Genomic DNA, 12204 nt, shown 5'->3' on the forward strand with positions numbered 1-12204 from the left:
GCAAATCATACTCGTCCCAAACCGGACTTTGAGTGGGGTCTAGGTCGCCGCGATGCGGTATTCACTGAAGCTGACATTCGCTGCAGGTATTGAGCTTCCCCAACTGAACTGGTCCCCCACTATGCTTGCGCCATTTATAGCGGCAGCAAGAAGCTTTTCATAAATCGCATGATCCCTGTCCCCGGACCATCTCCACGGCGGGTTGAACTATCCCAGACAACTGCATCTTTTGGTGCTGTTTTGAGATTGTATCCACTTAAGAAAGTGTCCATCGTTGTAAGAGCGGCAAAAATGCTGAACCTTGTATTGCTACCCCAGGCGACCAGCTTGGGCATTGGAGCAGGTTTTTCCGCCTCAGATGAAGGCGTAAGACGCGCAGCCGCGGTCGTTCGAAGGATCAGGGTTCCAGGACCTTCTGCATAATAGTAGATCATACGCCCCAGTATCAGCGTCGAAAGACCCAGACTGGCAATGCGTCCCATTTTCAATGTTTCGCTCATTCCGACGAAATCTGAAAACCTGAAAATCACACGCTCACCAGGTTGAAGGGACCAAGAAACAAGTTCTGCAGGCTCGTCGACTTTCAGCTCTGCGTCAAATTCATCGGGTTTCTCTGCGCGGTTGCCCTCAATCCGATTCATAGCCCATGTACCGCTGGCAATGCGTGCGACAGGCATTCGAAACCCAAGCGGGCGACGTCGGGCGGGCGGAGGCCCTTCCAACGTCACGCCCCAACGCGCTACAAAATAAGCATCTTTTTCGGTAACGGGGATGCGGTAGTGCTGCCCATGGTTAGCCAAAACAGACGCTGAAGATGGGGGGTCATCTGGCAGAAACTGTGCATGCAGACTGGCGGCCCCGTTTGGCGCAAATACCACGCGCGAGAAAACAATAAGGAACGTTTTGAGCAGAATAATGACACTGTACAACGTCAAAAGCAGAGATACGTTGCGCCAGGTTCTAAAACCGCCTGTTACGGTCGAAGTGGTTGTCGTGTGTGTGGTTAGATAAACCTGTTGGTAGTAGCTTTGAACCCGGGTTGAAGCATCTGACACGTCATCAGCCAGAGCAACATCGCTGGGGCAGTTTCGGGGCCTGTTCGGGTCAGACGATGCCAGAGTAATGCATCCCGCAAAATCGGTGGTGCCGTCTATCATTCCGGTCCGCGCGTCCACCATAATCTGGTTGGCCCCTTCTACGATCCATTCCTTTGTCTTGCAGACAGGATCAAGTGGAAAGCACCAACCCGGCTTTTCCAATAAGGGCAAGACCTCTTTGGGAAAGGCTGTATTCATCTGGTCTTTTACAGCTAGGTGTACACGAGCAAGGTCGTCCTTTGTGTCCCGTTCAACCGTCTTCAGGTTGAGACTCACACGTTTATGCACCGAAATCAGATACAGATCCGACCACTGATTGATAGCGCGCTCCAGCGGGTCCGCGCTTGGATAGCTACGGGACCAGGATTTGACGTACGGGACATGGCTGTCTTGCGCCATCGGCTCGTTTTCGATCATCCAGATGATTGCCCGGTTTTCCAACTCGGCCGTTCGGCGTTCAACATCGGCAACCATCTGTGGTTCGATCCACAAATTTACGAGCGCCCACCAAAACCCGCCGAAGAAAACAAAAACAGCCAATGCAGGGCTCCAGAGTCGCAATGTCTTGCGACTGGCGGAGCGTAGATCCGATTTAGAAAGCGTTGTGACAAACTGCCAGTTGTCACGGACCATCATCCACAGCATTCGAACCAGCACCGAAATCGTCAGGAACAACAATGCGTTCACCAGTTTGGGTTGATAGCCAAGAAACATCATCCCCAGCAAGCTGGTACCCGGATCTGCACCGAAAAGTTGCGCAATCTGTGACCCAGCTACATCCAGAAACAGAATAGTGGTAAACCCTATGAATGACGTGGAAAGCAAATGACCCTGGCGTAGAAAAAGATAGGTGCATGCGGCAGCAAGAGCGGCATAAATCACGTGCGTGGTCATCTCAAATGCGCCGCCGGCCCCCGTTGAATTGAACTGATAAATCAGCGACGACCACAACAAAAAGGCCGGAATTGGCCAAAGCGACAAACGCCCGAGCCGGATGACCAGGCCCGCGGAAACAAGCCCTGCCAACCCCAAAATTCCGATGGCCGGATGCCCCCAACCACGCTGCTGATAAAGCGTTATTTGATCGGTGATCGTCGTCAGAACACCCGTCTTTCCAGTGGCCACCGGGTCCAGCACAAATGCATAGGACGCCAACATAGGGATCCAGCCAATAAACAGCAGGAACCAGAGGAGTTCTTGAAAAAACCGAGATTGTTGCGTTTCGATTTTGTTCAGCTCCTTGCAAAAGCGCTTCAAAAAATAATCGAATACATAAATTTCTAATGGCAACTATGGCGTCTGTGCTTAATTCTGACAAGATGGCATCCAAAGCACACTGAAAATGGCCTAGCTCACCGTGGGTTGGGCATTCAATACCCTGTTCTAAGGCCAAGTCTTGAATACCAGAGATTGTGACACCGCCCATGCCTTCGATCAGAGCGTTGTTTACTTTGGCCCTATGGTTTGCCTACGATTTCAATGAATTTTCCTGAAGTTTTTTCGAAAGGTTTATTGTCATGCCCGAGACGCTCAACTTGCACAAATTTGAACATCTTAGCCCTTTTCAGATCAAAGATGAACTCATCAAGCTGGCTCAGAAAGAGTCGCATCAGATGGCCCTGCCCTATCTGAATGCAGGACGTGGGAATCCCAACTGGATCGCAACCAAAGCACGCGAGGCGTTCTTCCTGCTGGGCCAGTTTGCGATGACCGAGGCAAAACGGCACCGCAATGAACCACAGGTCGGGTTGGCCGGAATGCCTCAGGGCAGCGGCTCTTACGAGAGGTTGAAAGCCTATTGCACCAATTCTTTGGAACAGAATGGACCTCCGGGTGCCGACACGCTGGCGGCAATGGTGGATTACGCCGTTGAAAAATTTGGTTTCACGCCTGACGACTTTGTCCTTGAACTAACCGATGGCATTGTGGGCGACCACTATCCAATGCCTGACCGATGCATGAAACACAACGAAGCCATTGTGCACGAATACATAATGTGGGCGATGTGCGCCGGGCATCGGCCCGAGGCAAAATTCGACATATATGCTGTCGAAGGTGGTACCGCCGCGATGTGCTATATTTTCAAGGCGCTTAAAAACCAGCGACTGCTTAACACAGGCGATACAATAGCTTTGGGCACACCGATCTTTACGCCTTATTTGGAAATGCCTCTTTTGGAAGACTACGGGTTGAACGTCGTCGACATATCGTCAGAGGAAGAACACCATTTTCAGTTGACGGATGATCATCTGGAGCTCTTGGCCGACCCGAAGGTCAAGGCACTTTTCCTTGTCAATCCAGGCAACCCTTCGTCGGTTGCGATCAGCCCCGAGGTCATGGCCCGGCTGGTGCATTTCGTCAGTACCCGACGTCCGGATCTGATTATCCTGACCGATGATGTCTATGGCACCTTCGTGCCAGACTTTCAGTCGGTGATGGGACATTTGCCGGAAAACACGATCGGCGTTTATTCTTTTTCGAAGTATTTTGGGTGTACCGGTTGGCGTCTCGGCGCAATCCTAGTGTCTGAAAACAACATCTTCGACAAAATGATCGCCCAAGCCCCAGCGAATACGCGTGCAGTCGTTGAAGCGCGATACGAAACGCTGACCCCTGATCCGTCCTCGTTCAAATTCATTGATCGAATTGTAGCGGACAGCCGAGATGTCGCGTTGAATCATACTGCGGGTTTGTCTCTGCCCCAGCAGGTAATGATGACGCTGTTTTCGCTTGTTGAACTGATGGACGAAGAGAAAAAATATCAGGCGTTTTGCTGGGGTATTCTCGATCACCGTTTCAATGAGCTGGTCGAAGGCTTGGGGATCGAGGTTTCTGACAATCCGCTTTTCGACAAGTATTACGGCATTATCGACTTTGAATTCTGGCTACGGAAATATGTAGGTGAAGAGGTTGTGGAGTGGATTAAGGAGAACGTTCACCCTCTGGATATCTCGTTCAAACTGGCGCAAGACCATGGGATTGTTCTGCTTAATGGGTCGGGCTTTGACGCACCAAACTGGTCGGCACGTGTCTCTTTTGCCAATCTAGATGACAGCGCCTATCGCCAGATCGGCCGGGCAGTTCGGGCGGTGGCGGTTGGCTATGTGCAAGCCTACCGGGCCGCGAAAAGCCTGCCACTTCACGGTTAGTTTGCGACCACGAACGCTTTGATCAGGGAACAAAGGCCACAACAAGCGGGCCCCAGAGCGTTAAAAAGATATTGGCGACCGCGTAAGTCATCGTAAATGCGGGGGTTGGCGTCGCGTTTCCGGTCTTTTCCAACAACGTCGCAAAGCCTGGGTTGCCTGAGCGGGATCCGGTTACGACCGCGCATGCCTCGACCGGATTTTTTATGCCCAGAATAAAGTAGTTGATCGTGAACTGCACAATCATCGGCATCAAGGTAACGACCACACCCAGCAGGAGCAAGGTAATGCCGTATTGCTGGATTGCTTCCAGCGCCGGTTTGCCAGCATTCAAGCCAACAACGCCGACAAATACCGCCAGTCCAAAGCTCTGAAGGAAGTTTGCAGCGCCGTGGTTGATGCCACCAATCTTGGGTCGACGAATGCGCAGATAGCCAATGATCAATCCGGTCACAAGACAGCCAAGCCCCGACCCAAGTGCGACCTTCGTTCCAGCAATGACAAAGCTGATCTCGCCAATCAGGTAACCGATGGCAACACCAATACCCAGAGCGATGAAGTTCGTAGCCGAGGCCGAGGGCGGCACGTAGCCTGCCAATTTGGCCACCCGGTTCAGGTCATCTTTGTGGCCAACGATGCTGATCTCGTCACCAGCGTGGAGTTCCGTATTGTGTAGTACCGGCACGTCATGACCCATACGCGTGATCTTTGAGATGTGAACTCCACGACGCTGATCGGCGGTCAATGCAGCCCTCAGTTCTGCCAGTGTTTTTCCTGTCAGTTTGCGATTGGTGATGATCACGTTGCGGCGTTCCTCCACGACAACCAATTCCGGCGGATATTCCCCGATTTCGCCGCTTGCGGTGTCTTCGAAACTGGTAAGTGAGGCGACAAGGCCTGAGACAACGATTACATCACCTGCCCCGACAACGGTTTCAGGTTCAGGCTCTACTGGAATTCCGTTCTGCATCAGCTTCTCGACAATCAGATCGCCGCCATACCGTTCCTCGATGGCCTTGACAGATTGCCCGGAAAGTTGCGCATCAGCAGTCACCTGATAGACGCGCGCCTCAAACCGGTTCATTGGAAGAAACTCACCCTCCTCCAGTTTGCGACCGCCGCCGCTGAGTTTGCTGGCCAGTTTGATTGCTTCTTGCCGAAGATCGCAGCGCAAAATGATAGGAATGACGCTGACGGCCAGAATCGGCCCAATTGAACCAAAGATATAGGTGACCGAGTAGCCAACTGCGATATTGGTTTTTAGCTTTTCCGCTTCATCTGCCGCGAGCCCTAGCAAATCAATCGCGTTGCCCGCTGTGCCGATGATCGCCGACTGCGTCAGCCCTCCGGCGGCCAGTCCAGCCGCAAGCCCTTTGTCCAGCCCCGCCATGCGAGCCACGACGATCACGAAGAAAAGCCCCCAGGCCGTCATCATGAACGCCGCCAACAGTTTTGTCAGAGCCGAGCGGTTAAGAGCGGCAAAGAATTGCGGCCCGCCGTTATAGCCAACCATAAAAATAAACAGGGAAAAGAAGACGTTTTGCACATCAGTGCTTAGGGTAATGCCGCCGATCTGGCCTACAAAAACCGCGACCAGAAGGGTTCCGGCAATTCCGCCCAGTTCAAACTTTCCAACCCTGAATTTCCCAATGCCGTATCCTAGACCCAGGCACAGGAAAAGCGCCATAATCGGAAACGCGCGGAGTTGTTCTGCTAAAATATCCATATCGAAATCCCCAGAGCTTCACACTGGTCAACTTGGTTCACGATACAGGGACTGATGATTTAGAAAATACTAAAATTTGAATTTGACCATAGGCACAAGGTTACACGTGGCGCAGTGCTTAAATAACTGCGCCACGAGCCACAGACTTACCCCTTCGATCGGAAGGCCACAAAAGCCATCACTGCAACGCCAGCGAGGACTAAGAAAACCTCGCTGCCATGTGTGTGAAACGCGTGATCGGTATGGGCCATCGCGGGCGTTGCGGCCAATGCGGCTACTGATGCGAGTCTTACAGGTTTCATGCTTCGATCTCCTGTTTGCGTTGGTGAAGAAAGTCGCGGATGTCTAAAGTGGATTTCTCATCCATAGAGACATAGATCAGCGACATATTGGTGCGCTCCTGCACCATCTGACCGGGAAAGGGCAGATAGCTCAGCTCGCGCGAGCCGAATGAAGGTGAGGCGGTGCCTACCTGCCATTCGGTCTTCAGTTCGATGTCGATCAGTTTCAGCGCCTTGGCTCCGTCCTTGGACGGGCGTTCAAAGGGGACACCGGCCAGTTTCAGATAGCTGGTCTTGTCACCGGCCTGCAGGAAACCGTCGATGAATTGCGTGGCCAGAACCTGCAGGTCCGCTGCCTCATCCTCGTGATGCATGTGGCTGTGCAGGTGGTCGCCATGGGCGTGGTTGTGGCCATGCCCGTGATGGGCATGGTCATGACCGTGGTGGTGATGGTGCGGGTGATCATGTGGCATTCGACCACCTCCGCCCCTCGAATTCGCCGTGTGGGATGGCGACGGGTTTGTCGATGAACTTCTTATGCGCGCCCATCTTGCCGTTCGACACCAGCGCGCCCAACACATCCACGATCACGCGGGTGCCCATCAGGGCGGTGATATCGGATGTGTCGTAAGGCGGCGAGACCTCGACCAGTTCCATGCCACAGATGCCTTCGGCAGCGATGCCCGAGGCCAGCGCCAGCGCTTCGCGCGGAAGGAATCCGCCGGGTTCGGGCCAACCGGTGCCCGGGACAAAGCCGCAGTCGATACTGTCTATATCGAAGGACATGTAAACCATATCGACACCGTCCCACGCCATCTCAAGCGCCATCTCGATGGTCTTGTCGACGCCCATCTTCTCCATATCGCCCATAGTGATGATGTTGGTCTCGCGCTCGCGGGCGACCTTGACGGCCTCACGCGGGACTTGCCAGCCGCCGATGCCGATCTGCACAAGGTTCTTGGCCGGCACATTGGGCAGGTTGGTGGAGTGAAACCACGGAGTCGTGTGCATCCTCTCATCCAAGTCTTTTTCCTGAATATCCGCGTGGCGGTCGAAGTGGACGATGCCGATTTTCTTCGAGGTGCATTCGGCGATCCCACGCACACAGGGGAAGCCAATGGAATGGTCGCCCCCGATCATGATCGGCAGCGAACCCGAGCTGAACACATGGCTGACCGCGCGGCTGATCTGGTCAAAGCTTTTCTCGATATTGGCCGGGATGGTGAACACGTCGCCCGCATCACACAGGGTCATCTGTTCGCGCAGGTCGACCCCGATCTCGTAGTTGTAAGGCGTATAAAGCGCCGAGATCTTGCGCACCCCCTGCGGCCCGAACCGGGTGCCGGGGCGATAAGTGGTGCCACCGTCGAACGGAATACCCAACACGGTGGCGTCATAATCGGCAACCTCCAGAACGTCTTCGGCATAGGGGGCCTTGAGGAAGGTGTTGATGCCTGCGAAATGCGGCAACTCACCCCGCGCGAAAGTGGGGATCGACTTGTCCTCGATGCTGTCGGCCCCGGTCAGGCCCATGCGCAGGGCCCAGCGGCGTTCCTCGTCCCAGCGGCCTTCGGGCAGATCGGCCTCTTTCTGCATGGCCTTCCAGCCCGCCAGTTTGGTCAGGTCAGGGTGGTGTTGGCGCTTTTCGCGGCGTTCAAGATGAGTGCGCAGGTCCATCGGGTGATGGGACTGCGTGCGCTTTGGATCCGAAAACACGGTATGTCTCCCAAATCAGTGTCCCGCTGTCGGGCGGGGAATCTCCGGGCTTTGGTGAACGCAGCATGCGGAGCCCGGCGGCGCATGCTGCGGCTGTTCAGGCCCCTGCCAATGAGGGGTACTGATCGAGAATGTCCTGATAGGGCATACCCTTGTTGCGGGCCTCGAAATCATAGGTGATCGTTGCTCCGAACAGGCCCGGATCGTCCGGGTCCCAGCGGGGTTTGTCGAAGACCAGAACCCGGTCGCCCAGCTTGAACCCTTCTTGCAGGTCATGCGTGACCATGAAGACGGTCATGTTGGTTTCGTCCCGCAATTCCATCAGGAAATCATGCATTTGCAGGCGCGTACCCGGATCAAGCGCGCCAAAGGGCTCATCCAGCAGCAGAATGCGCGGGCGCGCCGTCATGGCCTGACCGATGGCCAACCGTTGCTGCATCCCGCCCGACAATGCCGCCGGGAATTGATCGGCAACATGGTTCAAGCCGATCCGTTCCAGCATCGCATCGGCCCGCGCTGCGGCCTCGGTACATGCGGCCCCGCTCAAACGGCCAAAGGGGCGTTCAAAGCTTTCGCCTGCAATCAGATTGTCGCGCACGGTCATATGCGGAAAGACCGAGTATTTCTGAAATACCACGCCGCGTTCGCGGTTTGGCTCGACTGCCGTTGCGCCGCCATCAATGCTGATCTCGCCCTTAAACGGTCGCTCTTCAGCCAGCAGCATTCGCAGGAATGTGGATTTACCGCAGCCCGACGCGCCTACGATCGAGATGAATTCACCCTCATCGACCGAGACATTGACCCGCTCCAGAATGGAACGGTCGCCGTAACGTTGCCAGACATTGCGGACGGATACAAAACTCATAGCCCGGCCTCCATCCAAGGGAACGAACGGCGCGAGGTGGTTTTTAGCGCCCAGTCGATCACGAAGGCCAGCAGGGTGATCCAGATGACGTAGGTCAGGATCACATCCATCGCCAGATAGCGGCGCACCAGAAAGATGCGATAGCCAAGGCCCACATTAGAGGCCACCGCCTCGGCTGCGATCAGGAACAGCCAGGCCGAACCTAAGGACAGACGCACATTCGAGATCAGGCGCGGCAGAATCTGCGGCAGGGCTACGCGCAGGGCAATGACCGGGGTCGAAGCCCCAAGCGTTTGCGCTTTGACGATCTGTTCCTTTGGGATCTCCATAACGCGCTGCGCCAGATCACGGGTCATGAAGGGGGTGATGCCGATGACGATCAGAACAACCTTGGACAGCTCGCCCAGCCCGAACACGATGAACAGGATCGGCAGCAACGCCAGCGGCGGCACCATCGAAATCACCGCAACAAAGCTGGACAGCAGCGACCGCGCATAGGGCAGCAAACCGATGGCCAGCCCCAATATCAAAGACAGTGCCGCCGAAATCCCGACCCCGCCCAGCAAACGCGCCAGACTGGCGAACGTGTCATTCCACAGCAGGATCTCTTTTGACCGACGGTCAGGTTCTGTGAACAGCCGGTGCGCAGTGTCCAGAATGGTTGAGGGCGCGGGCAGCAGCTTGTCCTGCGGGTTCGCGGTCAGCCGGATATCCGAGGCAACCGCATAGGCCACAAACAGCACCACGAAGGGCAGCGCGGCCAGCAGCAACGCTCCGGGGCGTCCGGGTTTGTGATTGATCAGGCGCATGGGTGGGCGATCCTTGGCACGTCGGGGGATCGGGGCAGCCGCACGGGCCGCCCCGAAGCTTGCTTACAGGTCGCCGTCAGCGGCCATCTGCATGTAGGTCGTGTCAAAGCGGAACTTGACGTTACCCGCGTCGCCCGTGGTCGCGCCATCGGGATAAGCGATGCCCACGAAATCAGCGCTGGGAGCACCTTCGCCCAGAATGCCTTTGTCGAACAGGAATTCGGCGACATTGGTCATGGTTTCGGGCAGATCCCCGGCGCTGGCCTGTGCGACGGCGGCGGCCGGGTCAAAGAACATCTCGGTCGCTGCAAGCTGCGCCTTGTAGCCTTCCAGATCGGTGCCCGAGGCTTCGGCCATGGCGGTCAGAACCTCTTCGTCGCCCGCAGCCATCAGCGCCATGACCTCATACCACGCGCCTGCGACGGCTTTGCCAAACGACGGGTTCGCTTCCAGCATCTCGGTATTGACCACCATCAGGTCCAGAATCTCGCCTGGAATTTTGGAACTGTCGAACAGGTTCACTGCATCAGGGTTGCTGCCCATGATTTCGGACACAAGCGGATTCCATGTCACCACCGCCTCGACATCAGGCGTGGCGAAGGCCGCGATCATGTCAGCGTCCGACGTGTTGATGACTGAGGCCAGATCGGATTCCTCAAGCCCCACGGAATCCAACCCCCGCGCCAGAAGGTAATGCGACACCGAAAGTTCCACCAGATTGACCGGCTTGCCCTTGAGGTCTTCCAGGCTGCCTGCGCCCTTCATGATCACCGCATCATTGCCGTTGGAATAGTCACCCACGATCAGCGCGGTCGTATCAACCCCGCCCCCTGCGGGGATCGACAGCGTGTCCATATTGGTGGCCGAGACACCGTCAAACGCACCGGCGGTGTATTGGTTGATCGACTCGACATAATCGTTGAACTGCACGATCTCGACATCGATGCCGTATTTGTCGGCCCACTTGTCCATGATCCCGCTGTCTTCCAGATACCCCCAGGGCATCCAGCCCACATAGATTGACCATGCCAGCTTGAACTCGGTCTTTTCCTGTGCGGCCAGCGGCGCGGCCAGAACACCCAAGGCAAAGGCGGTCGCGGACATCAGCTTAGTCATTTTCATGTCATTCCCCGTTGTCACGTCCCGCCAAAATCGTGGAGGGTTTCCGGACCGCTGGCGGAACAATGAGATCGGGCGCGGACGAAACCAGCGCAGTAACCTCCCGGGATTTTGGCCCGCCGTGTGCCTTGTCAGAGTTTGCCGACAAGGTGATGCTTCTTGGACCTGACCTGACAATGTCAGCGGAACCCTAAGCATCCTGCCCGTTAAGAATGCTCAGAGGGTTTGGTCCTGACAACAAAGGGGCCATCGGTTTCTCGGATGCTGATCTGGTTGCTTAAAAATTAAACTAAATCCTGAACGCTTGCTGCATTGCAGGGCTCAACTGAACTTTGAGTTGGCGCGAGCCGAAGCATTATAGTCTCAGACTTAGACTACCCAGCAGCAAAATCGTCGCGCGCGTTGGCGGGGCTGATTCTCAGCAAATTTGTTCTGGGCCAAGGCTGGATTCACAGCACAGAGTCCATAATACTCAAGTTGGATTATGCCGACGATGGTGAGTTGTGTCTAATTTGCGAAAACATGGTTTCAGCTGGGTGGCTGCTCTGCTCATGATGACGTTCGTGGCTGACGCGATGCCTGACGAAACGCTGGATTGGGCCGAGATGCCGGACCCCGCCGCGCAAGTCTTTGAAGACCCGTTTCGGACACTCGGTCCCGAAGAATTTGACGATCTGGTTTTTGCAGTACGATTGCGCGGTAGACTGCAGCAAGAAATCGGCACCCCGGACGAGAGATTGAAGTGGCAAGAGCTTCTGGCAGAAACCGAAAACGCCTTGGCGGCGAAAGGCGTGGACATTGATTGGCTTCTGGATCAGCGTGAGGCTGTGACCGCCCGGCGCGAGCGTGCTGCTACGGCTGGAAACCCGAAACTGGATGGTCGGTCCTTCACTGTATCGGGGTATGCTATCCCCGCTCCGCCTGACACTGACGGTCAGCCCGTGGCTTATCTTGTGCCCCAACTGGGGATGTGCAGCCATTTTCCTCCGCCACCACCAAATCAGATAATCCGTCTGCAATTGGATTCAGACTGGGTGCCGCGTTATATGCATCAGCCTATCCGGGTGACCGGAACTTTGGCCATCGCTCCATCAGATCAAATGGTAATGGTCGTCGATGGATTTGTGCCCATGCGCGCAACATTTCAAATGACTGCCGAAAAGGTCGAGGTTTTGGAAGACGCGCAGGACGCTCAAAGCCGGATCGAAACCCTTGCTGATCGCATGCGGGCGGCCCGCCACCGTAAATCCGGTGGTGCCGACCAGCTAAATTGACGGTGTAAGCCGAGGGAGGTTACCGCGCTCGTTTTATTGACAGCGCGTTAGAACCTCTTGCAGAGTTGCAAACATGGGAATCGTGGTCGTTTCAGACATGCCTACTATGGCCGGTGGCGCGCAGCTGGGGCGCCGCGCGACTGGCTGTGACTTGGTCGTGTGACCGTCACT

At 55.6% G+C, this 12204-nt stretch carries 10 protein-coding genes and 1 riboswitch; of the genes, 2 read left to right on the forward strand and 8 right to left on the reverse strand.

Annotated features, from left to right (window positions below):
• Positions 1–134: 134 nt before the first annotated feature.
• Positions 135–2387, reverse strand: coding sequence for a hypothetical protein (locus ACR3EG_RS00340; protein WP_480481915.1), 2253 nt, complete (start codon positions 2385–2387; stop codon positions 135–137).
• 227 nt (positions 2388–2614) lie between these two features.
• Between ACR3EG_RS00340 and ACR3EG_RS00345 the strand changes: the two genes are divergently transcribed.
• A complete protein-coding gene (locus tag ACR3EG_RS00345; RefSeq protein WP_480481917.1) occupies positions 2615–4246 on the forward strand; it encodes a bifunctional aspartate transaminase/aspartate 4-decarboxylase in 1632 nt (543 codons plus the stop codon).
• 22 nt (positions 4247–4268) lie between these two features.
• Here the strand turns inward: ACR3EG_RS00345 and aspT are convergent, their stop codons facing one another.
• The 7 genes from aspT to ACR3EG_RS00380 form a co-directional block, all read right to left on the reverse strand.
• Positions 4269–5969, reverse strand: a complete 1701-nt coding sequence (gene aspT / locus ACR3EG_RS00350) for an aspartate-alanine antiporter (protein ID WP_480481919.1) — start codon at positions 5967–5969, stop codon at positions 4269–4271.
• Positions 5970–6115: 146 nt separating this feature from the next.
• Entirely contained in the window at positions 6116–6271 is a 156-nt protein-coding gene (locus ACR3EG_RS00355; protein ID WP_480481921.1) for a hypothetical protein, read from the reverse strand.
• Positions 6268–6723 carry a hypothetical protein gene (locus ACR3EG_RS00360; protein ID WP_480481923.1) on the reverse strand — a complete coding sequence of 152 codons (456 nt, stop codon included), beginning with the start codon at positions 6721–6723 and terminating at the stop codon, positions 6268–6270. The genes ACR3EG_RS00355 and ACR3EG_RS00360 overlap by 4 nt, the downstream gene beginning before the upstream one ends.
• The gene (locus tag ACR3EG_RS00365; RefSeq protein ID WP_209196120.1) at positions 6713–7966 is read right to left on the reverse strand and encodes an agmatinase family protein; all 1254 of its coding nucleotides are present in this window, start codon (positions 7964–7966) and stop codon (positions 6713–6715) included. The genes ACR3EG_RS00360 and ACR3EG_RS00365 overlap by 11 nt, the downstream gene beginning before the upstream one ends.
• A 97-nt stretch (positions 7967–8063) precedes the next feature.
• Positions 8064–8831 (reverse strand): ATP-binding cassette domain-containing protein, encoded by a 768-nt coding sequence (locus ACR3EG_RS00370; RefSeq protein WP_480481926.1) that lies wholly within the window; start codon positions 8829–8831, stop codon positions 8064–8066.
• Positions 8828–9640: an ABC transporter permease gene (locus ACR3EG_RS00375; protein ID WP_480481928.1), complete on the reverse strand. Its 813-nt coding sequence runs from the start codon at positions 9638–9640 to the stop codon at positions 8828–8830. Before ACR3EG_RS00375 ends, ACR3EG_RS00370 begins: the two co-directional genes overlap by 4 nt.
• A 63-nt stretch (positions 9641–9703) precedes the next feature.
• The gene (locus ACR3EG_RS00380) at positions 9704–10762 is read right to left on the reverse strand and encodes a putative urea ABC transporter substrate-binding protein (protein ID WP_480481930.1); all 1059 of its coding nucleotides are present in this window, start codon (positions 10760–10762) and stop codon (positions 9704–9706) included.
• A 95-nt stretch (positions 10763–10857) separates the two neighbouring features.
• Positions 10858–10964: riboswitch (guanidine-I (ykkC/yxkD leader) on the reverse strand.
• A 331-nt stretch (positions 10965–11295) separates the two neighbouring features.
• Here ACR3EG_RS00380 and ACR3EG_RS00385 point away from each other — a divergent pair.
• On the forward strand, positions 11296–12033 hold the full coding sequence (locus tag ACR3EG_RS00385; protein ID WP_480481932.1) for a DUF3299 domain-containing protein: 738 nt from the start codon (positions 11296–11298) through the stop codon (positions 12031–12033).
• Positions 12034–12204: the final 171 nt, after the last annotated feature.

The organism is Ruegeria sp. AM7 (genome assembly GCF_056535965.1).

Excerpts from the sequence above, each read along its gene's own strand:
- ACR3EG_RS00345 (WP_480481917.1), top strand. The coding sequence starts at position 2,615 with ATGCCCGAGACGCTCAACTTGCACAAATTTGAACATCTTAGCCCTTTT.
- aspT (WP_480481919.1), bottom strand. The coding sequence starts at position 5,969 with ATGGATATTTTAGCAGAACAACTCCGCGCGTTTCCGATTATGGCGCTT.
- ACR3EG_RS00355 (WP_480481921.1), bottom strand. The coding sequence starts at position 6,271 with ATGAAACCTGTAAGACTCGCATCAGTAGCCGCATTGGCCGCAACGCCC.
- ACR3EG_RS00360 (WP_480481923.1), bottom strand. The coding sequence starts at position 6,723 with ATGCCACATGATCACCCGCACCATCACCACCACGGTCATGACCATGCC.
- ACR3EG_RS00370 (WP_480481926.1), bottom strand. The coding sequence starts at position 8,831 with ATGAGTTTTGTATCCGTCCGCAATGTCTGGCAACGTTACGGCGACCGT.
- ACR3EG_RS00375 (WP_480481928.1), bottom strand. The coding sequence starts at position 9,640 with ATGCGCCTGATCAATCACAAACCCGGACGCCCCGGAGCGTTGCTGCTG.
- ACR3EG_RS00380 (WP_480481930.1), bottom strand. The coding sequence starts at position 10,762 with ATGAAAATGACTAAGCTGATGTCCGCGACCGCCTTTGCCTTGGGTGTT.